General features: G+C 71.4%; 19 protein-coding genes. 8 read left to right on the plus strand and 11 right to left on the minus strand.

Annotated features, from left to right (window positions below):
* The first annotated feature begins 88 nt into the window (after positions 1-88).
* Positions 89-1,123 (plus strand): LacI family DNA-binding transcriptional regulator, encoded by a 1,035-nt coding sequence (locus tag ORI60_RS42790; RefSeq protein WP_266043721.1) that lies wholly within the window; start codon positions 89-91, stop codon positions 1,121-1,123.
* On the opposite strand, the gene ORI60_RS42795 is transcribed toward ORI60_RS42790, so the two are convergent.
* From ORI60_RS42795 to ORI60_RS42810, 4 genes are all read right to left on the minus strand, one after another.
* Entirely contained in the window at positions 1,098-1,325 is a 228-nt protein-coding gene (locus tag ORI60_RS42795; protein WP_266043722.1) for a hypothetical protein, read from the minus strand. The two genes, ORI60_RS42790 and ORI60_RS42795, sit on opposite strands and share 26 nt — an antisense overlap.
* Positions 1,326-1,991: 666 nt before the next feature.
* Positions 1,992-2,477, minus strand: a complete 486-nt coding sequence (locus ORI60_RS42800; protein WP_266043723.1) for a MarR family winged helix-turn-helix transcriptional regulator — start codon at positions 2,475-2,477, stop codon at positions 1,992-1,994.
* A gap of 26 nt (positions 2,478-2,503) precedes the next feature.
* A complete protein-coding gene (locus tag ORI60_RS42805) occupies positions 2,504-4,531 on the minus strand; it encodes a xanthine dehydrogenase family protein molybdopterin-binding subunit (protein WP_266043724.1) in 2,028 nt (675 codons plus the stop codon).
* Complete coding sequence (locus ORI60_RS42810) at positions 4,528-4,998, minus strand: (2Fe-2S)-binding protein (RefSeq protein WP_258949683.1); 471 nt, start codon at positions 4,996-4,998, stop codon at positions 4,528-4,530. Before ORI60_RS42810 ends, ORI60_RS42805 begins: the two co-directional genes overlap by 4 nt.
* A gap of 66 nt (positions 4,999-5,064) precedes the next feature.
* On the opposite strand from ORI60_RS42810, the gene ORI60_RS42815 reads away from it, so the two are divergent.
* Positions 5,065-6,054: a hypothetical protein gene (locus tag ORI60_RS42815; RefSeq protein WP_266043725.1), complete on the plus strand. Its 990-nt coding sequence runs from the start codon at positions 5,065-5,067 to the stop codon at positions 6,052-6,054.
* A 30-nt stretch (positions 6,055-6,084) separates the two neighbouring features.
* Here ORI60_RS42815 and ORI60_RS42820 read toward each other — a convergent pair whose 3' ends face one another.
* Complete coding sequence (locus tag ORI60_RS42820; protein ID WP_266043726.1) at positions 6,085-7,014, minus strand: ANTAR domain-containing protein; 930 nt, start codon at positions 7,012-7,014, stop codon at positions 6,085-6,087.
* A gap of 314 nt (positions 7,015-7,328) precedes the next feature.
* Positions 7,329-8,765 carry an FAD-dependent monooxygenase gene (locus ORI60_RS42825; RefSeq protein WP_266043727.1) on the minus strand — a complete coding sequence of 479 codons (1,437 nt, stop codon included), beginning with the start codon at positions 8,763-8,765 and terminating at the stop codon, positions 7,329-7,331.
* 253 nt (positions 8,766-9,018) lie between these two features.
* Here ORI60_RS42825 and ORI60_RS42830 point away from each other — a divergent pair, with 253 nt between their 5' ends.
* A complete protein-coding gene (locus ORI60_RS42830) occupies positions 9,019-10,137 on the plus strand; it encodes a carboxylate-amine ligase (RefSeq protein ID WP_266043728.1) in 1,119 nt (372 codons plus the stop codon).
* A gap of 85 nt (positions 10,138-10,222) precedes the next feature.
* On the plus strand, positions 10,223-11,476 hold the full coding sequence (locus ORI60_RS42835; RefSeq protein WP_266043729.1) for a GAF domain-containing protein: 1,254 nt from the start codon (positions 10,223-10,225) through the stop codon (positions 11,474-11,476).
* A gap of 21 nt (positions 11,477-11,497) precedes the next feature.
* Here ORI60_RS42835 and ORI60_RS42840 read toward each other — a convergent pair whose 3' ends face one another.
* Together ORI60_RS42840 and ORI60_RS42845 are read right to left on the minus strand one after the other, a co-directional pair.
* Complete coding sequence (locus ORI60_RS42840) at positions 11,498-12,784, minus strand: cation:proton antiporter (RefSeq protein ID WP_266043730.1); 1,287 nt, start codon at positions 12,782-12,784, stop codon at positions 11,498-11,500.
* 65 nt (positions 12,785-12,849) lie between these two features.
* Positions 12,850-13,473: a TetR/AcrR family transcriptional regulator gene (locus tag ORI60_RS42845; RefSeq protein WP_266043731.1), complete on the minus strand. Its 624-nt coding sequence runs from the start codon at positions 13,471-13,473 to the stop codon at positions 12,850-12,852.
* Between the two features lie 66 nt (positions 13,474-13,539).
* Between ORI60_RS42845 and ORI60_RS42850 the strand changes: the two genes are divergently transcribed.
* On the plus strand, positions 13,540-15,588 hold the full coding sequence (locus ORI60_RS42850) for a 2Fe-2S iron-sulfur cluster-binding protein (protein ID WP_266043732.1): 2,049 nt from the start codon (positions 13,540-13,542) through the stop codon (positions 15,586-15,588).
* A gap of 112 nt (positions 15,589-15,700) precedes the next feature.
* Positions 15,701-16,069 (plus strand): HIT family protein, encoded by a 369-nt coding sequence (locus ORI60_RS42855; RefSeq protein ID WP_266043733.1) that lies wholly within the window; start codon positions 15,701-15,703, stop codon positions 16,067-16,069.
* 12 nt (positions 16,070-16,081) lie between these two features.
* Here the strand turns inward: ORI60_RS42855 and ORI60_RS42860 are convergent, their stop codons facing one another.
* From ORI60_RS42860 to ORI60_RS42870, 3 genes are read right to left on the minus strand one after another with little or no spacing between them, the layout of a single operon-like run.
* A complete protein-coding gene (locus ORI60_RS42860; protein ID WP_266043734.1) occupies positions 16,082-16,396 on the minus strand; it encodes a DUF4387 domain-containing protein in 315 nt (104 codons plus the stop codon).
* Positions 16,389-17,759: an acyclic terpene utilization AtuA family protein gene (locus ORI60_RS42865; RefSeq protein ID WP_266043735.1), complete on the minus strand. Its 1,371-nt coding sequence runs from the start codon at positions 17,757-17,759 to the stop codon at positions 16,389-16,391. Before ORI60_RS42865 ends, ORI60_RS42860 begins: the two co-directional genes overlap by 8 nt.
* A 19-nt stretch (positions 17,760-17,778) precedes the next feature.
* Complete coding sequence (locus tag ORI60_RS42870) at positions 17,779-19,035, minus strand: MFS transporter (protein WP_266043736.1); 1,257 nt, start codon at positions 19,033-19,035, stop codon at positions 17,779-17,781.
* Positions 19,036-19,140: 105 nt separating this feature from the next.
* On the opposite strand from ORI60_RS42870, the gene ORI60_RS42875 reads away from it, so the two are divergent.
* Positions 19,141-19,860, plus strand: coding sequence for a GntR family transcriptional regulator (locus tag ORI60_RS42875; protein ID WP_266043737.1), 720 nt, complete (start codon positions 19,141-19,143; stop codon positions 19,858-19,860).
* A 63-nt stretch (positions 19,861-19,923) separates the two neighbouring features.
* Complete coding sequence (locus ORI60_RS42880) at positions 19,924-20,607, plus strand: DUF899 family protein (protein WP_266043738.1); 684 nt, start codon at positions 19,924-19,926, stop codon at positions 20,605-20,607.
* Positions 20,608-20,749 lie beyond the last annotated feature (142 nt).

The raw sequence follows: 20,749 nt of genomic DNA on the forward strand, positions 1-20,749 counted from the left end.
TAAACAGATCAACTGGTGCGAGCGTTTGACTAGGAGAAGTGCTGCTCCTAGGGTCCATGTAACCGCTTACGGTGGAACGGGAGGTCCCATGGCGACCGGGCGAGAGATCGCCCAGCTCTGCGGCGTGTCCGTGGCGACGGTGTCGCGCGTCTTCAACCAACCGGAAACGGTGAACGAGGACACGCGTGAACGCGTGCTGCGAGTCGCGAAAGAGCTGGACTACCGGCCCAACGAGTCCGCGCGGGCGTTGTCGACGAAGCAGTCGACGATGATCGGACTGGTCTGGGACACCGACCACCGCAGGCCCGGCTGGCGGCACCCGTACCTTCAGGACCTGCTGATAGGCCTGAAGTCCGCCCTGAGCGCCCACGGCTACCACCTGCTGATGCTCGCGACGAGCGGCGACGCCCGCGAGGTCGGTGCATCGCTCGCGGACCCCGTCGGCTACGTGAACATGACCCGCCGCCACCACCTCGGCGGCCTCGTCCTCATCGACAGCGGCTCCGACGCCGAGGCGTTCGGAGCCTTCGCCCAGTCCGGTTTCCCGTGCGTCGCGCTCGACGTGGCAGTCGAGGGACCCCGGGCCACCTACGTCACGTCCGACAACTTCGGCGGCGCCCAGGAGGCCGTCACCCACCTGCTCGGACTCGGCCACACGCGGATCGCCACGATCACCGGTCCGCCCGGCAACCAGCCGTCCGAGGTCCGCCTGTCCGGCTACCGCGACGCCCTGCGGAACGCGGGCGTCGAGCCCCGCGCCGACTACGTCGTCGCCGGCGACTTCTACCGCACCAGCGGAACCGCTGCCATGCAACGACTCCTGGCGCTGGACGAGCCCCCCACCGCGGTGTTCGCGGCCAGCGACGAGATGGCGGTCGGTGCACTGCTCGCCGCCCGCGCGGCCGGGCTGCGGGTGCCGAAGGACCTGGCGCTGGTCGGGTTCGACGACATCGAGATCGCCTCGGTGGTCGACCCGGCGCTGACGACGGTGGCGCAGGACAAACCGGGGTTCGGGGTGGCGGCCGCGAAGGCGATCATGGCGATGATCACCGGGGGTGGGCGGGAGGAGCCCGTGGTGCTCCCGGCCCAGCTGGTGGTCAGGGATTCCTGCGGGGCGCGCTGAGCGTGCGCCCGGAGGTCTTGTCGGAACCGCTGGTGGCGAGGGCGTGTGCGGGTGTCACCGAACTGTCGTCGGCCACCCGCGATGCGGTGGTGGTGGGGAAGCGTCCGGTGGTGGTGAGCCGGTCGTACTTGTGGATGTCGTCGCCGCTACCGGTGTTCCTGCTGCGGGTGGTGGTCAGGTTTCTGCGGGACGTGTTGAACACCCGTCCGGAGAGGTTGTCCTGACCTTCGGGGCTTGCCGGTGGTCGGGAGTGTCTGCAGATGTGACCGACCTGCCGTCGACCACTCGTGATGTGGTGGCAGGGAAGTGCGTGGTGATGGTGAGCGGTTGGTGCTCGTGGATGTCGTCGGTGCTGTCGGTGTCCCTGCCGCGGGTGGCGGTCCAAGTTCCTGCGGGACGTGTTGAGCGTCTGCCTGGAGTCTCTGTCGGGACCTCCGGTGGCGAGAGGCGTCTGCGGTACGGCCGACCTGCCGTCGGCCACTCGTGATGTGGTGGCAGGGAAGTGCGTGGTGATGGTGAGCGGTTGGTGCTCGTGGATGTCGTCGGTGCTGTCGGTGTCCCTGCTGCGGATGGCGGTCCAAGTTCCTGCGGGACGTGTTGAGCGTCTGCCTGGAGTCTCTGTCGGGACCTCCGGTGGCGAGAGGCGTCTGCGGTACGGCCGACCTGTCGTCGGCCACCAGCGATGTGGTGACGGCAGCGAAGTGCCCGGTGATGGTGAGCGGTTGGTGCGCGGAGATCTCGTCAGCACTAGCGGCCTCCCTGCTGAGGGCGGTGGTCAGTCGACCACCACCGGCGTGGTGGCGGCAGGGGAGTGCCCGCGACGGTGAGCAGGCGGTGCTCGCGGACGCCGCCAACCCCACCGGAGGCGCTACTGCGGGCGCGGGTCCTCTGTGGACGTCGCCGCCGCGATGAGCGCGATCAGCTGGTGCCGGAAGTGCTCGTAGTCGTCGACGGCGCCGAGCAGCGTGTCGGACTCGCGTTCCTCGCGGCGGGCGGCGGCCAGGGCGCGGCGGCCCGCCGGGGTGATCTTCACCGACGTCCGGCGGCGGTCCTTGGTGTCCTGGCTGCGCACGACGTGGCCGCCTCGGTCGAGGTGCTCGATCGTGCGGCTCATGGTCTGGTCGGTGACTCGGCAGAGCAGGGCCAGTTCGCGTTGCGAGCGCGGGCCGTCGGCGAGGTGGTGCAGGGTGATCATGCCGGCGTGGGTGAGGCCGCGGGTCGCCAGGAAGTCCTCGAAGCGCTTCTCGACGACGCGCGCCGCCACGGACAGGAGCCTGCCGGTGGGCCAGGAGGCGACGTCCGCGCCCACCTGGTCCGGGCGGTCGGCCACCGCCAGCTCGTCTCCCTCGGCCACGGCTCCATCATCCCAGACCCGCGCGATCACCCCACGGCGGTCCCGAACGGCATGCTGGTCACGGGCGTGTCGCCCGCGATCGCCGACGCGATGGCGGCGGCCGCGGGCGGGTAGGCGAGCTCGCCCAGGCCGCCGAGCGGGGCGTTCGACGGCACGATGGTGACGTCGATGTCCGGTGTCTGGCCGATCCGCGCCCACCGGTAGTCGCCGAACGACGACTCCGCCACCCCGCCCTCCCGGACGGTGATCTGCGCACCGAGCACTGTGGACAGCGCGTCGATCACGCAGCCCTCCACCTGGGCGCGGACGCCGGACGGGTGCAGCGCCACGCCGACGTCGACGGCCGCGTGCACGCGCAGCACCCGGCGTGACTCCGGCTCGGCGACGGCGATCACCGCGATCGCGGAGCCGTAGTCCTCCAGGCACGCCACGCCGCGCGAGGTGCCGGGGGCGGGCGGCCTGGTCCAGCGGGCCTGCTCGGCGACGGTGTCGAGCACCTTGTGCAGGCGAGAGCCGGCGGGCAGCAGCGAACGGCGCAGCGCGACCTGGTCGAGGCCGGACCTCCTGCCGATCTCGCTGAGGAAGTTCTCCTCGGCGTAGACGAACTGGCCCGCGTAGACGGACCGCCAGAACCCGGTGCGCAGCGGTGCGGGCCGCACGATGACGGAGACGTCGCCGGGCACGGTGTAGGGGAAGTGGTCGCCGCTGGCCTTGATCAGGGCGGGGTTGGCGAAGAACGGCAGGACGGTCAACGGCCAGGTGACGACCTCGTGGGCCCTGCGGATGGGCACACCATCGGAACCGATCTCCGCGGACAGCCTGTGCACGGACATCGGCCGGTAGGAGTCGTTGCGCATGTCGTCGGCCCTGGTCCACAGCACCTGGACCGGCGCGCCCGCCCGCCGTGAGCAGGCCACCGCCTCCAGCACCGGGTCGGGTTCGATGCGCCGGCCGAACGCTCCGCCCGACGCCGTCGTCTCCACCCGCACGGACGTGGCGGGCACGCCGAGCTGGCGGGCCAGCTGGGTGCGCAGACCACCGGGATCCTGCGTGGGAGCCCAGATGGTCAGGCCATCCGGACGGACGTGGGCGGTGGCGTTCATCGGCTCCATCGGCGCGTGCGCGAGCAACGGCATGGAGTAGATCTGCTGAACGCCGTCGATCGGGCTCTGCGCGGGCAACGCGCTGCGCAGGTCCGCGAGCCACGCGCGGCTGTCGGCGGTGGGCGTGCCGCCGCGCCAGGTGATCCGCAGCGCGTCGCGGCCCCGCAACGCCTGGTGGGTCGACCGGGCGATGACCGCGACGCCGCCCTGTCCTTCGGCCGGCGCCGTGAGCGTCAGGACGTCGAGCACGCCCGGCAGGGCGCGGGTCGCGGTGTCGTCGACCGTGTCGGGGACCGCGCCGATCCACGGCGGGCGGGCGACCACGGCGACCAGGCCTCCGGGTGGCCGGGCGTCGATGCCGTACCCGGTGCGGCCGGTCACGACGTCGCGGGCGTCCACGCGTCCGCCTCGGGTCTTGCCCAGCAGCCGCCACTTCTCCGGTGGCGTGAGCTCGACGGGCACGGTGGCGGGATCGAGCGCGGCCGCGGCCCGGACCAGCGCCCGGTAGGGGAGCTTCCCGCGACGCGGATGGCACACCGCGCCGTCCTTCGCGACGCACTCGGCGACCGGTACGCGCCAGCGCCGCGCGGCCGCGGTGACGAGCAGGCAGCGCGCGGTCGCGGCGGCCGTGCGGATCGGTGTGGCGAGCTGCCGCACCGAGGTCGAGTTCGCGACGGCCTGCGAGCCGAAGCGTTCGGTGTCACCGTGCGCCTGCTCCAGCGCGACGTCGCCGGCCTCGACCGCCAGTTCCTCGGCGACCATCAGCGCGACCACGGTCCGCACGCCCTGGCCGGTGTCCGGACGGGGCACGGTGGCGGTGATCCGGCCCGCGTCGTCCAGCCGCACGAAGACGTTCGGCACGAGCCCTTCCGCGGCGAGCGCCGGGACCGGCACCGCGACGACCAGCGCGCCGATTCCCGCGCCGCGCAACAAAGTCCGCCTGCTGATCATCGTTCCTCCCGCATGATCCGGCTCGCGCGGCGCACGGCGTCGCGGATGCGGGGATAGCTGCCGCAGCGGCACACGTTGTCGCGCAGGGCCTCCTCGATCGCCGCGTCGTCGGGGTCGGGATCACGGGCGAGCAGCGCCGCCGCGGCCATGACCTGGCCCGGCTGGCAGTAGCCGCACTGCGCCACGTCGAGCTCCCGCCACGCCCTCTGCACCGGGTGGTCGCCGTCGCGGGACAGCCCCTCGATCGTCGTGATCCGGGTCTGCGCGCTGTCGGCCGCCGTGCGCACGCAGGGCCGCGCCGCCGCACCGTCCACATGGGACGTGCAGGCGCCGCACAGGCCGACACCGCACCCGTACTTGACGCCCGTCAGCCCCAGCTCGTCGCGCAACACCCACAGCAGGGGAGTGTCCCCGTCGACGTCGACCTCGCGCCGTTCACCGTTGACGCGCAACAGATATCGGGCCACCGCGATCCCCTCCTGATTTGCTCAGCGCGCTGAACGTATCACGCCGGGCAATGCATAATGCTCAGCATGCTGAACGAATTGCGGCGGCCCGGCCGCGGTGTCCTCGTGTGGGGAGTGGTGGCAAGTGCCCTGCTCACCGGCCTGGTGTGGCTGCTGGGCCAGCGGCTGCACGGTGTCGCGCTGCTGCCCGACCAGGGAGCGTCCTGGTACTACTGGAAGCTGCCGGATCCGACCTTCTGGACCAGGGCGTCCGCCTGGGTGGGCTACGCGGCGCACCAACTCGTCTCGTGGGGCCTGATCTACTACGCGCAGACCCGGATCCGGCGCTACACCACGGGCCTGCACCGCGTGAACGTCGTCGCCCTCGCCGCGAACGCCGCGTTCATCGGCCTGCACGCCCTGCAGACCCAGCTGTTCTACGACGGTCTCGCCCAGGACGTCTCGATCTTCAGCTCGCAGGGCTCGGTCGTCCTGCTGCTGGTGGTCGTCCTGCTGATGGAGAACCGCCGCCGGGGCCTGGTGCTGACCTGGTCCGCGCCGATCTCCGCCCAGGTCGTCGCGTTCGCGCGCCGCTACCACGGGTACCTGTTCAGCTGGGCCGCGATCTACACGTTCTGGTACCACCCGATGGAGTCGAGCAGCGGGCACCTCATCGGGTTCTTCTACATGTTCCTGCTGCTGGTGCAGAGCAGTCTGATGTTCACGACATCCCACACCAACCGCTGGTGGACGCTGACCCTCGAACTGCTCGTGGCCGTGCACGGCACGCTGGTCGCCGTGATGAACTCCGGCCCCAACGGCATGTGGCCGATGTTCTTCTTCGGCTTCGTGGCGATCTTCGTGCTCACCCAGATGCACGGCGTCGGGCTCAGCACGACGGCACGGTGGTGGATCGGCGGCACGTTCGTGGTCGGCGCGCTCGCGGTCTACTACTGGCGCGGCCTCGGCAGGATCGACGAGGTCGTGCGCATCCCGTTGATCGAGTACCTGCTGGTGGCCGTGCTCGCCCTGCTGATCTGGGCGGGCATCAGACTCGCCCGCCTCGGCCGGTCATGAACGACGGAGCCACCCCAGGAGTCCCGCGGATCAACCGTCCTTCGCGGGACGGCTGGCCGACTCGAGCAACGTCGCCGCGACGTCGCGCAGCTTGATGTTCGCGCGCTGCGACTTGTCCACGAGCATCCTGAACGCCTCGTCCGCGTCGCAGGTGTGCACCGCCATCAGCACGCCCTTGGCCTGCTCGATCACGGCCCGCGACTCCAGCGCCTGCTCCAGCTGCCTGACCCGGTCCTGCGAGTGCCGCCACCGCTGGGCGCTGGTGATCGTCGCGGACGCGGCCGCCGTGAACAGCCGCATGAGCCCTTCGTCGAACGGGTCGAAGGCCGCCGCGGTGTAGCTGTAGATGTTGAGCGTCCCGATGTGCCGCGCCTCGGAGTCGTCCGAGGCGGGCAGGACGACCGGGACCGACAGGTACGCGCGGACACCGGCCTCTTTGGCGGCGGCCTCGAACTCCGGCCACAGCTCGCTGTGCTCACCGATCACCGCCCGCACGGGCTTCAGCTCGAGCGCGGCCTCCAGGCAGGGCCCGCGGCCGGACTCGTACTGCTCGGTGTCGAGCACGACCAGGCGCCGGTCCGTGGCCGCCGCGGTGTGCGGCTGGTCCGCCGTCACCACGGACGCGGTCACCGCGTCGGCGTCGGGCACGGCCCTGGCCGCGGTCTCCGCGACCCTCTGCAACGCGTCGTCGAGCGACTCCTCGCCGGTGAACGCGTCCCGCAGCCCGGCCAACGCCTCCGCCGCCTCGTCCAGGCGTGACACCGGGTCCGGGCGATGGTCGTCGACCGATCTCATCGATCCCGTCTGCACGTGGTCGGCCATGCCGCGGCGCCCCTTCATCGGCTGCTGGAGTCCCGCCGCCGGCTGCTCGACGCGCGTCCAGTGCATCGTACGGCCACCGGTGACACGGGAGCCCGCGACCGCCGGTCCGGAACCGGGGCCGGCGACGGGTTGCTGCAAGGTCTCAACTTCCCGCGCCGGCCTCGGCCGGACCGCCCGAGGGCGTCCTCCGTGCGAACACGCGCGCGTGTTCGGCGTTGTGTCAGTACCCCGTCGCTTCACCGCCCACACCGGCTGCTGCCGATCAATGTGGGGCGGTGAGCTGCCCGGACGGCCTGTTCGCCGTCCGGGCCGAGATCGACTGCCTCCACTTCGCCGCCGCGGGGAGACGAAGTTCACGCCGAACGTGCCGGGACGGCTCGGTGACCACTGTGGACACCGCGTCGGTGTGCGCGGGTCACAAGGCGGAAAGCGGTTGCCGCGGTGACCGACGTCTACACGCCGGCGACGGGTTCGCCGAACCAGCGCGTGAGGTGGTGGTCGAGGTCCTGCTGGTGCTCGCCGACCCAGGCCACGTGGCCGTCGGGACGCAGCAGCAGTGCCGGGACGTCCAGCGCGGCGGTGGCGTCCGCGACGAGGGTGACCCGGTCCGGCCAGCCGTCGGCGGTCAGGCTTCCGGTCCGGTCGAGCACCAGGCCACGGCCCCCGCGCAGGTGGTCGTAGAGGTGGCCTTCCGCCAGGGTGGTGTCGCGCAGGCGGCGGCCGAGCAGGTCGGGTCCGGGCCCGAAGTCGTAGCGGACGCCGATCGCGGTGATCTTCTCGATCAGCCGCCGGTTCACCTCGTTGATGTCCATCAGTTCGGTGAGCAGCCTGCGCACGGCCCGTGCGCCCGGCTCGTCGGACGCCAGCGCCACCTGGGCGCGGGTGTTGTCGAGGACGTCCGCGGCGACCGGATGGCGTTCGGCGTGGTAGGTGTCCAGCAACATGCCGGGTGCCCAGCCGCGGACCTGCGCGGCGAGCTTCCAGCCGAGGTTGACCGCGTCCTGGATGCCGAGGTTCAGGCCCTGGCCGCCGGCGGGCGGGTGGATGTGCGCGGCGTCGCCGGCGAGCAGCACCCGTCCGGTCCGATAGCGCTCGGCCAGCCGGGTGGCGTCGCCGAAACGGGACAACCAGCGGGGGGAGTGCACGCCGAAATCAGTTCCGGCGATCGTCCGCAGCCGGTGCGCGAAATCGTCGATGGTGGGGGGTTCCGCGCGGTTTTCGCCGGCTCTCTCGGCCGAGATCACGACCCGATAGATTCCTTCGCCGAAAGGGCTGAAGCTGAACGCCTTGTCCTTCTCGCGGATTTCGGCGACCTTCGCGGCGATCTCCTCTTGTGGCGCGTCCGCCGCCATCTCACCCATCAGCGTGTCGTTGCGGGAGGGTTCGCCGGGGAATCCGACGCCGAGGAGTTTGCGCACGGTGCTGCGCGCGCCGTCGCAGCCGACCAGATAACGCGTCCGCAGCGTCTCCCCGCCGGCCACCTCGACCGTCACGCCCTCGTCGTCCTGCTCGATCCCCGTCACCGCGCGACCGGGCCGGACCTGCGCGCCCAGTGCGATCGCGTGATCGCGGAGCAGACCTTCGACGACCGGCTGCGGGATCCCGAGCAGCGACGTGCAATCGGAGTCGAGGCCTTCCGGCGTGGGTTTCGGGATGCCGGCGAAGGAGCCTCCGACCGGGCGCTGCCTGCCGCGTTCCAGAAAGCGGTCCAGCAACCCCCGCATCGCCAGGACCTCGAGGCTGCGAATGTGCAGACTCACTATCCGCACGAACGACGAAGCGGGCTCCGGCTCCTTCTCCAGGACGAGCACCCGGACGTCGTGGAGCCGGAGTTCGGCGGCCAGCATCGCACCGGTCGGCCCGCATCCGGCGATGACGACGTCGAACATGAACCACCCTTTTTCGCAGGCCTGGGCATCGGCCGGTCAGTCTCGACGGCGAAGGGAGACGCCGCAACCGAAATATCCGAGCGGAAAATGCGCCTCGCCCGATTGCTCGCGCGGTCTGTGCGGCCAGACGGCCCATCGGTCTGATCTTGTCGGCCGACCGCCGGCGCCCACGTTTTCCTCGTGACACGAAAGGGTATTCGCCGGTCCCCTATCAGCAGGACGGTGTGACGTGGCGAGACCGCCATCAAAGGACATGTGGTGTCCCACGGTCGGTGTGGAGGAGGAGTTCCTCCTCGTGGACCCGGAGACGGGGGTCCCGGTGAACCGGGCGGACGAGGTCGTCGCGGTGGCGCGCGAGGAGCTCGGCCTCGAACTGGAGCGCGAGCTCACCGGCGCCCAGGTCGAGATCAACACGACGGTGTGCCGCGACGTGGAGCAGGCCCGGCGTGAGCTGATCGAGGCCCGTCGTTCGGTCGCGCAGGCCGCGCGCACGGCGGGGTGCCGGGCCATCGCCGTCGGGGCGCCGCCGCTGGGCGACGCGACCGGCGAGGTGACGGACAGCCTGCGGTACCGGAGGATCGCGCGCGAGTTCGGTGCCCTGGCTGAACAACAGCTCATCTGCGGCTGTCACGTCCACGTGGCCGTGCCCGACCGCGAGACCGCGGTCCAGGTGTGCAACCACGTGCGCCCGTGGCTGCCCGTGCTCGCCGCGGTGACCGCGAACTCGCCGTTCTCCGGTGGCGAGGACACCGGTTTCGCGAGCTGGCGTTCGACGGTGTGGTCGCGCTGGCCCGTGTCCGGGCCGCCGCCGGTCTTCACGTCGTGGCAGCACTACGAGGAAGTCTGCGACACGATGATCAAGGCGGGCACCGCGCTCGACCGGGCGATGATCTACTGGGACGTGCGGCCCGCCACCGAGCTGCCGACCGTCGAGGTGCGGGTCTCGGACGTCGCGGCGACCGTGGACGAGGCGGTGCTGCTGGCGGCGCTCGTCCGGGCTCTGGTCGCCCAGGCGGTCGTCGACGTGGATCGCGGTGTGGAGGCGGAGCCGGTTCCCCAGGAGACGTTGCGGCAGGCCTGCTGGGGCGCGGCCAACGAAGGCCTGCGCGGCAGCACGCTGGACGTGCTCTCCGGTGAGCCGAGGCCGCTGCGCAGCCAGCTGGACGACCTGGTGACCCGGTTGGCGCCGGTGTTCGAGGCCAACGGTGATCTGCCTGCGGTGCAACGGGGTCTGCGGCTGCTGGACGGCCCGGGAACGGGTGCCGACCGCCAGCGCCAGGCGTTCCGGACGGGGCAGGTGGGATCGTTGCTGGGGATGCTCGACATCGACAACGCCGACCGCGCCGACCCCCGGGACACGGCTGCCTCCTGAGACGCGATCCGGTGGTGCGTACGATCTTCGATGATCGTGATGGTCCGAGTGGAGAAGATCGCGTCCGAGGTCAAGCAGTGAGCCTGTGGCGCATGGCGAGAGGGCGGCCATGAGGGCGTTCGGCATGCAGGAGCAGACCGCGGACGCGGCGGGCACCGACGGAGATCTGCGCGCTCTGTTCGGGCGGTCCACCGCGGTGTTCGCGACGTTCACGGGCGCGGCGCACGCGGTGGAGACGGCCGACCCGGCCTTCCTCGCCACCTTCGGCGAGGACGGCGCGAGTCTGTCCGACCTGCTGGACGAGGTGTACCGGACGGGCGAACCACGCGACCGTCGTGACGTGCGGGTCGTGCGGGGCAGCGGCCCGGACGCGCGCGAGGCGTTCTTCGACCTCACGTGCGAGCCGCGCCGCGACCCCGGCGGTGACGTGCTCGGAGTGCGCGTGATCGGCGTGGAGACCACCCAGGTCAAGCATGCCCAGCGGTTGATGGCCGAGCACCGCGCGCTGCTGGAGCAGATCGCCCGTCAGGCACCGCTGACCGAGGTGCTCGACGGGATGGCCCGGTGCATCGAGGAGCTGGCGCCGGAGGAGCTGTTCGTGTCCGTCCTGCTCGCCGAGCCCGACGGCCTGCACCTGCGGCACGGTGCCGCGCCCAGCCTGCCGGACTTCTACAACGAGGCCATCGACGGCATCGCCACCGGTGAGGGCGTCGGCTCCTGCGGAACGGCCGCCCACCGGCGTGAACCGGTCATCGTCACCGACATCGCCACCGACCCGTTCTGGGACGACTTCCGCGCTTTGGCGGAACAGGCGGGACTGGGCTCCTGCTGGTCGACGCCGATCCTCGCCCGCGACGGCGGCCTGCTGGGCACCTTCGCGATGTACCACCGGACCGCGCGCGTCCCGCAGGAGACAGACTTCGCCCTCATCCGGGTCTTCGCCGGCACTGCGGCGCTGGCCATCGAGCGCCACCACAACGAGGTGGCGCGGCAGGCCGCCGAGACGCAGGCCGAGTCCGCCCGCGCGGCGCTGGCGGAGGCGGTGCGCGCGGAACGGGAACTGCGCGCCGAGGCCGAGCAGCGGGCGGAAGCGGCCGCGGAGCTGACCGCTCAGATGCGCGCCGCCGCGGCCGTGCAGGCCAAGGCACCGCATCCCGAGCTCTGCCAGCTGGGCGGCAGCAGCGGGTGCGCCCTGCCCGCCGAGATCAAGGTCGCCGACTCGTGGGGCGACTCGGCCTGGGGCTGCGCCGTGCACGTGGAAGAGGTCCTCATCCACGTGCGTTCGGTCTTCGTCGCGAGCGAGGAGCTCGGTGGCTTGGCCGCCTACCTGAACCGCTGACGTCACAGGGGATCGCCGACCTCACACGTGGGTGTCCGAGGTCTCTTCGTGCCGCGCCTGTGCTTTCCGCCGCCGTTTCCGGTCGAGCAGCCACATGACCGGGGACGCGGAGAAGCCGTGCAGGACGATCGAGCCGATCACGACGAGCCCGACGATCTGCCACAGCGCGTCCTGCTCCGCGAAGTCGCCGTTCTGCAAGGCGTACACGAGGTAGAACAACGAGCCGACCCCGCGCACCCCGAAGAACGCGATGACCGTCCGTTCGCGTGGACCGGTGCTGCCGCCGAGCAGGCCGACCCATCCCGCGAGCGGCCGCACGAGCAGCAGCACCGCCGCGGCGACGAGGACCTGCCGCCAGCCGATGCCCGCCAGCAGCCCGGTGGCGGCGGCACCGCCGAGCAGGAAGACGATCAGCACGGTGAGCATGCGTTCGGCCTGCTCGACGTAGCGGTGCAGGACTTGGTGGTAGCCGTGGCGGCGTTCGCCCGCCCGGATCGCGCACGCGCACACGAACACCGCGACGAACCCGTACCCCTCCACGAGCTCGGTGATCCCGTAGGCGAGGAAGGTGGCCGCGAGGGCCACGAAGCCCTCCGCGTGCTCGGCCAGGCGGAACTTCTCCGACGGTGCCGAGAAGAACAGCTTGCCCAGCGCCCAGCCGATCAGCAGGCCGATCGCGATCGCCGACGCGAGCCGCCAGAGCACGTCCACGGCGAGCCAGTGCCCGAGCCACCGCGACGGCGCCGCTCCGGCCACGCTGATCGCGATGGCGGCGTAGGTGAACGGGAACGCCAGCCCGTCGTTGAGGCCAGCCTCCGAGGTGAGCGCGAACCGTGCCTCGTCCTCGTCGGAGTCGGGGTGCTCGGCGGGTTCGGCGACCTGCACCTCGCTCGCCAGCACCGGGTCGGTGGGCGCGAGCACGGCCGCGAGCAGGACGGAAGCCCCGACGCTGAAGCCCAGCGCACCCCAGCCGAGCAGGGCCACGGCCACTATGGACAGAGGCATGGTGATGGCGAGCAGCCGCCAGGTGCTCGCCCAGCCGCGCAGGCTGACCTGGCGGTTCAGCGCGAGGCCCGCGCCCATCAGCGAGATGATCACGCAGATCTCGGTCAGGTGCAGCAGTACACCGCTGTGCGCGACGGGATCGGGGTCGGGCAGCGACCCGGCCACCGTGAACGTCAGGGCGCCCGCGCCGAGGAAGAGCATCGGCATGGAGATCGGCGCGCGGGCGAGCAACCGGGGGAGCAGTGCGGCGGCGAGCGTCGCCAGGCCCGCGCCGGCGTACAGCAGCGGTCCTGGATCCACCATCTGCCTTCCGTTGAACCGTAGGAGGTCTGAACAGGTACCCGTCAGTCCACAGGGCAAACCGCCGCTCAGCGGCCGGGGCCGCGCAGGTACCGGGTCACCATGTCCACGAGCTCGTTCTCGAACGTCTCCATCGCGACCGGTTGCTGGAACGCGGCGAGCCGGTGGGTGTTCAGCTCCACGGTGAACACGACGAGGTCGACCGCGGCGTCCAGGTCGCGCACGTCGACGTCGGGGTGCCGCGCGAACACGTCGCGGACCTGGGCGACGCGCTGCTCGCCGTGCCGCGTGATCGTCTCGCGCAGCTCCGCGGAGAGCTGGCCCTCCTCGATCATGATCCGCAGCAGCCGGGGGTCGTCGCGGTGGTTGTCGATCGCGTCGCGCACCAGTGCCCGCACGACGGACTCCAGGGTGCCCGGCGAGAGGTCCAGCTGGTCGGCGGGGGTCCACGTGCCGCGGTCGATGTGGCGGACCATCAGCTCGGCGAGGACGGCGTCCTTGTTCGGGAAGTACTGGTACAGCGAGCCGATGGAGACGCGGGCCCGTTCGGCGATGCGGTTCGTGGTCCCCGCCGCGTAGCCGTGCTCGGAGAAAACGTGAGCAGCCGCGGTCAGGATGCGGTCGCGGGTGAGTTCCGCGCGCACCTGCCGGGGCTTGCGACGTGGGTCGATGTCGCGGTGGCCCGACGCCATGACGCACTCCTCCCCGCTGTCCGAAAGCGAGTATCCAGGACCTGAGCAAAAGCTCATAATAGTGCGATGAGCTGGGAAAACAATAGTCCTGCGCGGCTTGGCACGGCAGCGGAGGTCGAGGCCGTCGTCGGCCGTCCGGCGTCGATGATCATGGCGAAGCAGCTCGGCGCGCTCGACGAGGGATGCGTGGACCTGCTCGCGCGCAGCCCGATCGCCGGGTTCGGCTACCGGGGTGCGGACGGCGTGAGCAGGACGACGTTCGTCGGCGGCACACCGGGTTTCGCGCGGGTGCACTCGCCGTCGCGGATCTCGTTCGCCCTGTGCGAGGAGGCCGACGGCCCGGCGTCTCTGGTCTTCCTCCTGCCGGGGGTCGGGGAGACCCTGCGGGTCAACGGTGTCGCGCGCGGTGGCGGCTTCGACGTGGCCGAGGTGTACGTCCACTGCGCCCAGGCGGTCCTGCGTTCCGGGCTGTGGCGACCGCCGGGTGACACGCCGGTCGCTCCCGAGGTCGGTGACGGTCCGCTCGCGCTGCCCGGTGTCGCGGACTTCCTGGCGGCAGCGCCGTTCCTGGTCTTGTCCACATGGGACTCCGGCGGCGGCAGCGACACCAGTCCGCGCGGAGACCAGCCTGCGGTCGCGCGGATCGTGGACGGCCGCACGCTCCTGATCGCCGACCGGCGCGGCAACAGGCGCGCCGACACGCTGCGCAACCTGCTGGAGGACGACCGGCTCTCGTTCGCCGCGCTCGTACCGGGACGCACCGGCGTCCTGCACGTCCGGGGCCGGGCGGCGATCACCGTGGACCCCGGTTTGCTGGAACCGCTGGCGTTGCGCGGAACGCCGCCGCACGCCGCATTGCTCGTCGACGTCGAAGACGCCGACCTGAGTGCGAACGACGCGGTGGCACGAGCCCGGTTGTGGACCTCGGCCACCCCCGGCGACGTGCCCGACCTGATGGCGCTGGCGAGCCGGCACCTGGCCGCGAACTCCACGAGCGGCGGACTTCGCGGCTTCTTGCTGAAGATCGCGAGCAGGATCCCCTCGCGCTGGATGCGGGCGGTCGTCGACGTCGCCTACCGCTCGGGTCTGCGCAAGGAGGGCTACGAGGTCGCGGCCGTCCAGCCCCCTGCCGCGACCGAGGATCCGCTGCGGGAGGTGCGCGTCGCCGAGGTGCGCCACGAGACACCGAGCGCCGTGACGCTCGTGCTGGAGGACGACCGGCCGTTCGAGTTCCGGCCCGGCCAGTTCTTCACGCTCGTCGCCGACGTCGATGGCGGCCAGGTGCGCAGGCCCTACTCGGCCTCGTCGGCGCCGGGGTCGCGGCGGCTGGAGGTCACGGTCAAGCAGGTGGGCCGGTTCTCCCGGCACGTCCGCACGCTCGTGGCCGGCGACCGGCTGTTCGTGCGCGGTCCGTCGGGCACGTTCCACGCGGAGCCCGGCCACGAGGTGGTGCTGCTCGCGGCGGGAAGCGGCGTCACGCCGATGATGAGCATCATCCGCACAATGCTCGCCGAGCCTGGCGACCGCGTCTTCCTGCTCTACAGCAACAAAACCGCGGAGGAGACCATCTTCGCCGCCGAGCTCGCGAGGCTGGTGGAGCAGCACCCCGGCCGGCTCGCCGTCACGCACGTGCTGACCTCCCGCGATGGACGGCTCGACGGCCCGCGGATCCGGAACTGGGCGGCCGGCCTCGGGCTGTCGTCCACCGCGCGGTTCTACCTCTGCGGTCCGGAACCCCTGATGGACACGGCGCGGCAGGCACTGGACGAGCTGGGCGTCCCCGGCGACCGCGTGCACGCCGAGAGCTACACCAGTGCGTCGGCGGCAGCGGGATCCGCTGCACCGCAACGGATGCTCGTCCAGCGCGACGGGCGCGCTCTCGGCACGGCGGTGGTCGAGCCGGGCCAGACGTTGCTCGACGCCGGTCTCGCGGCCGGGCTGCCGATGCCCTACTCCTGCACGGTGGGCAGCTGCCACGAGTGCGTGGTGAAACTCCTCGCGGGCAAGGTCTCCCGGCAGCAGGAGGGCGGCGAGGTCCTCACGTGCACCAGCTCGCCACTGACCGACGTGACCCTGGCCGTGGGACCGTTCGACGAGAACGAACCCCAGGCCTGATTCGGGGTTCAGACCGCTGCGCCGGTGCCGAAACCCCGCGGGTGTTTCCCGTTCGGGCACGCAACGGGAAACACCTCCCGTCGTCCAGGCGATCCGGCTGAAGGTGGGCGGCGTGACCGCCGCGAAGTACTGCGTCTTCTGCGACATCGGCGCCGGCAGAGCCCGGGCCGATGTCGTGCGTGAATGGCCCGACACCATCGCGATCCGCGCCGAGCCGGGGGTCAGCGCCGACGGCCACGTGCTCGTCATCCCCCGAGTGCACGTGGCCACCGCCCTCGACGACTGCACGATCGCGGGAGTGGTGGCGTCCCGTGCCGCCCAGCTCGCGGTCGAGCTCGGCTGGGACGCCCTCAACATGATCGACAACGTCGGCCGGGCCGCTTCTCAGACCGTCATGCACTACCACCGGCACGTCGTCCGGAGGCGGGTGGGCGACGGCCTGTTGCTCCCCTGGCCACAGCAGGCGGGGGAGCAGGAGTGAGCCGGAGCTGACTCAGCCCGGCAGCGGCAGCGAGGCCAGCGGGACGTGGTGCTGTCCCGCGTGGACGTCCCGGTCGCGCAGTCCGCCCTGGGGGACGGGCCGGGGGAACGAGATCTTCACGACGTTCAGCGCCGGGATCCGGAAGATCTGCACGTCCTCGGCGGGCACGGCGTACAGCCGGGCGATGGTCTCCTCGCTGAGCACCGCCGCCCGCGCGTACCCCGTCTCGTCGCGCAGGAACACCTCCATCGTCACCCAGAACGGCCCGGCGTTCTTGGAACGGACCTCCAGCGCGAGGTCGCCGAACGTCTGCGGGGACTCAGTCATGGGCGGGGGCCTTCCGGTGCTCGATGCGGAACATCTCGGTGGGGGAGCGGGTGTCGACGACGTGGTGGAGCACGAACTCGTAGACGGGGCCGCGCTCGGTCTCGGCGGGTGAGGTCGCGAACGCCAGGCTGGGCAGGTAGGCCATGTCCGGTGTCGGCAGGTGCAGCATCAGGGGGTTGGCGACCTTGGCCACGGCGGTCGCGAGCTCCTGGGTCTGGGCGCGGACCAGGAGCATGACGCCGATCTCGCGGGGCGGCCGGCTCGCCGGGTCGAGCTCGCCCAGCACGGCGTCGTAGCCGTAGCGGCGCAGGTCGAACGAGTACCGCGTGCCGTCCAGGCCGAGGGTCTGCGCGACACGTCCGGTGAAGACCTCGACGAACAGGTCGGTCCACGCCTCGATGTTCGCGAGGATGTGCTCGTCGCGGATCGCGGTGAACGACATCGTCTCGTAGCCGGTGATCCTGGCGCCCTCCAGCTTCACCGTGTGCTGGGCGGCCGGGTGGAACAGCGAGCCCTCGACGCGGACGCGCCGGTCGTCGAGTGCGGTGTAGGTGGCCGCCTCGACGTCGAGTTCGCCCGCGGGTTCGCGCATCCGGAACGGGTTCACCGTCTCGTAGAGCATGTGCGCCGCGACGGAGATGGGCGTGCAGGCGGCGTCGGGGTCGAGCGGCTCGATGGTGAAACCGGTCTGGTCGATCGTGGCGAGCACACCGCCCGTGCGGGGGTTCGTCGTGCACTGCCCACCGCATTCGACGATCTTCGCCGCGTGCCAGACCGGTCCGGCCGGCATGCCCATCATCAGCGGGTACGCGGCGGCGACAGCGGTGTCGGTGGCCCGGCCGGCGAGCACCACGTCGGCGCCGCCGCGCAGCGCCTCCTCGATCGGTTCGTGGCCCATCATCCCGACGACGTGGGTGCAACCCTCCACAGTGGCCTCGTCGAGGGCGGTGGCCGGGGCCAGCGGGTGCACCGCGCCCGCCCGCAGGCGTTCGTTCAGGAAACCGGCCTGCTGCTCGCTGTAGATCGTCGCCACGGCCAGGTCGAGTCCCTCCTCGCGCAGGAGGTCGTCGACGATTCCGGCGACCCAGTCGACGCCCGAGTCGGTGCCGCTCGTGCCGCAGGACCCGACGATCAGCGGGATCCCGGCCCGTGCCGAGGCCCTCAGCAGGATCCGCAGGTCCCGGGCGACCGCGGCGGCGGTCGTCTTGGCGGTGCCCGACCCCAGGTAGTGCGGGCCGGAGTCGGTCGAGCCGGCGTCGACGGAGATGACGTCGGCACCGAGCTCGAGGCCGCGGTCCACTGTGGACTGCGTGAACCCGGCGCCGAGCATGCCCGTGGGGGACAGGACGCGGACGGCTTCCATTGGTGTCCTTTCTGCGTGGTCAGAGAGAAGTCGCGTGACGCCGGCTCAGCACGGAGACGCGCATGACCACCGCGGCGGCGATGGCGGCGAGCAGGGCGATGTCGAGGAGCATGTAGCGCCACCCCGTGACGTCGACCATCGCGCCGACGAGGCCGGGGCCGGCGAACCCGCCCGCCGCCCAGCTCACCGTGTAGAGGCCCGTGTACACGCCGATCACGCGGGCGGACGGCGCCAGGTTCCACAGCACGACGGCCGCGTTGATCAGGAACCCGGACGCGCCGGCGGCGGCGACGCAGAAGGCCGCGACGGTGGCTGCGGGGGTCGGCACGACTGTGCCGAGGGCCAGCGCGCCTCCGAAGACGACCATGCCGATGGTCATCGTGCGGATGCGCCCGATGCGTTCGGCGAGCAGCGCCGCGGGGTAGGCGGCGGCGAGGAACGCGACGCCGCTGGGGAACGTCAGCGAACCGGCCGTGCCGCGCGACAGCCCGAGAGTCTCCATGCCGTACGGCGTGAACAGGGACCGGGACGAGAACCAGGCGGACGCGAACAGCAGGATCGCGACGACGACGAGGAGCCTGCTGCGGTCGTGATCGGCCACGATGTCCTTGACGACGTCGCGCAGCCGCACGGCCGGTTCGTCGGCGGAGTCCTCGGTGAGCGCGAGCTGGTAGGCCCGAGACCTGTTGTCCCGCACCCGCAGGACGAGAACCGCGGTGCACGCCAGCATGAGCACGGCCGGGACGGTGAAGGCGAGCCTCGGGTGGTCGTCGACCAGCAACGCGCTGATGAGCGCGGACAAGATGACCGTGAGGCCGGACGCGATCTTGACCACCGCGTTGGCCCTGCCGCGCCGTTCCGGCTCGATGAAGTCGGGCAGCAGCGCCTGGGCGATCGGCTTGAAGCTGTTGCCCACCAGCGAGTACACGAAGATGACCGCGATCAGCGCCGGCAACGCCGTCGCGAGCGGGATCAGGGTGAACAGCACCGCGGCGAGCGGCATGCCGACCGCCAGGTAGGGGATCCGGCGGCCCCACCGCGTGCGGGTGTTGTCCGAGCGGTTCGCGATCCACGGCTGCACGAAGATGCCCAGCAGGTTGTCCATGCCCATGAGCAGGCCGACGACGGCCGTGCTCGTGATGTGCTCGCGGAGCAGCGGCGGCACCTGGGAGTCGTAGAAGTCCCAGGTCGCCTCCTGCGCGAACACGGCCAGGGCGACGAAGAACGTGATGCGCCGGGCAAGCCGCCGATCCGCCGGCGTGGCGAGTGATGTCACGGAAGCCTCCGTTGGCTCTGGACTGCGTCACGGCCGGTTCAACGTAGGATGCTATAGCAAAATGGTCAAGCAATAGCTTCGCTGTTCGTCGTAGTATCTGTGCTCGTGACGGCCGACGAAGATCCCCGCGAGACGCTCGCCGACCGCGCCTACCGCTCGGTCCAGGACGCCATCGCGGCCGGTGAGCTGGCGCCCGGCGAGAAGATCACCGAACGCGGGCTCGCCGAGCGGCTGTCGATGAGCCCGACGCCGGTGCGCGAGGCCATCCGCCGGCTGGAGCAGGACGGCCTGATCGAGAGGACGGGTCCGCGCACGGTCGTCGTCGCGGACATCGGCGCGTCCGCCGTCGAGGACCTGGCCGAGGTCGAGATCGCGCTGCGAGGCCTCATCGCCCGGTTCGCCGCCCGCCGCGCGAGCACGGCCCAGCTCGACGCGCTCGACGCCCTCCTCGACGAGGCCGACGACCTGCTGATCGTCATCAAGCAGCGCGACGCCGACGGACGGCCCGTCGAGAAGCACCTCAACGCGCTGCTGGACACCATGCAGCGGTTCAACGACGCCGTCGCGGCGTGCGCGGGCAACGCCGTCCTGGTCCGGCTCCTGGACCAGACGAGGGTGTTCACCCAGGCCGAACGCCGCACCCGCACGGTCGAACGGGTCCTCGCGAACCACCAGTACGGCCTGGACCGCTACACGACCCACCGCTCCCTCGTCCGAGCCCTGCGCGCGGGCGACTCGGCCGCCGCCGAACGGATCGCCCTCGACGACGTCCGCGGCGGGCTCGAGGACCTGCGGCGCGAACCCGGGCAGGTCTCCGCGCGCTGAGCGCGGTTTGCGGGGGCGGGCGGCACGGGTACGCATCCCGGATCGGCCGGAAGGAGCGAGTCCGTGGAGACGCCACCCGTCGTGTCGCCCGAGGAGTGGGACGCGGCCCGCCAGGACCTGCTGCGCGAGGAGAAGGAACACACCCGCCAGAAGGACGCGCTGGCAGCGCGACGCCGCCGGCTGCCGCGGGTCCGCGTCGGGAAGCGGTACACCTTCGGGGGACCGGAGGGGGACGTCGACCTGCCCGGCCTGTTCGCCGGGCGGCGCCAGCTGATCGTCTACCGGCACTTCTTCGAGCCCGGCGTTGCCGACTGGCCGGAAGGCGGCTGCAGCGGCTGCGCCATGTTCACCGACAACCTCGGCCACCTCGCCCACCTCAACGCCCGCGACGTCACGTTCGTGATGGTCTCCGCCGCTCCGCAGAAGGACATCAGTCGCTACCGCCACCGCATGGGCTGGGACGGCATCCCCTGGTACACGACCCGGGACGACTTCTCGGAGGACTTCGGCGTCGCCGAGTACTTCGGCCTCAACGTCTTCCTCCGCGACGGCGCCGAGGTCTGCCGCACCTACTTCACCAACGCGCGTTCCGCGGAGCAGATCGGCAACGTCTGGAGCCTGCTCGACCTCACACCGCTCGGCCGCCAGGAGGAGTGGGAGGACTCGCCGCAGGGCTACCCGCAGGAGCCGCCGTACCGGTGGTGGCGCCGCCACGACGAGTACGGCACCGCCGAGGACGCCGGCTGACCGGCGCCCACGAGGTTCCGGATCTCCGCCTGTAGGCTTCGCGCGGCAGACGCGAACGTCAAGCAGTCGGCGCATCGCAGTCCTTAGCTGCACGGCCAGGGTGACCGGTGAGATCACCGCGGTCCGTCGACCGTCGACTGCT

Source organism: Lentzea sp. NEAU-D7, from assembly GCF_026242055.1.
Taxonomy (GTDB): Bacteria; Actinomycetota; Actinomycetes; order Mycobacteriales; family Pseudonocardiaceae; genus Lentzea.

What these genes read in the sequence shown, in the direction of transcription:
- ORI60_RS42790 (WP_266043721.1), top strand. Translation starts at nt 89, where the DNA reads ATGGCGACCGGGCGAGAGATCGCCCAGCTCTGCGGCGTGTCCGTGGCG.
- ORI60_RS42805 (WP_266043724.1), bottom strand. Translation starts at nt 4,531, where the DNA reads ATGATCAGCAGGCGGACTTTGTTGCGCGGCGCGGGAATCGGCGCGCTG.
- ORI60_RS42815 (WP_266043725.1), top strand. Translation starts at nt 5,065, where the DNA reads ATGCTGAACGAATTGCGGCGGCCCGGCCGCGGTGTCCTCGTGTGGGGA.
- ORI60_RS42825 (WP_266043727.1), bottom strand. Translation starts at nt 8,765, where the DNA reads ATGTTCGACGTCGTCATCGCCGGATGCGGGCCGACCGGTGCGATGCTG.
- ORI60_RS42830 (WP_266043728.1), top strand. Translation starts at nt 9,019, where the DNA reads ATGTGGTGTCCCACGGTCGGTGTGGAGGAGGAGTTCCTCCTCGTGGAC.
- ORI60_RS42840 (WP_266043730.1), bottom strand. Translation starts at nt 12,784, where the DNA reads ATGGTGGATCCAGGACCGCTGCTGTACGCCGGCGCGGGCCTGGCGACG.
- ORI60_RS42845 (WP_266043731.1), bottom strand. Translation starts at nt 13,473, where the DNA reads ATGGCGTCGGGCCACCGCGACATCGACCCACGTCGCAAGCCCCGGCAG.
- ORI60_RS42850 (WP_266043732.1), top strand. Translation starts at nt 13,540, where the DNA reads ATGAGCTGGGAAAACAATAGTCCTGCGCGGCTTGGCACGGCAGCGGAG.
- ORI60_RS42860 (WP_266043734.1), bottom strand. Translation starts at nt 16,396, where the DNA reads ATGACTGAGTCCCCGCAGACGTTCGGCGACCTCGCGCTGGAGGTCCGT.
- ORI60_RS42865 (WP_266043735.1), bottom strand. Translation starts at nt 17,759, where the DNA reads ATGGAAGCCGTCCGCGTCCTGTCCCCCACGGGCATGCTCGGCGCCGGG.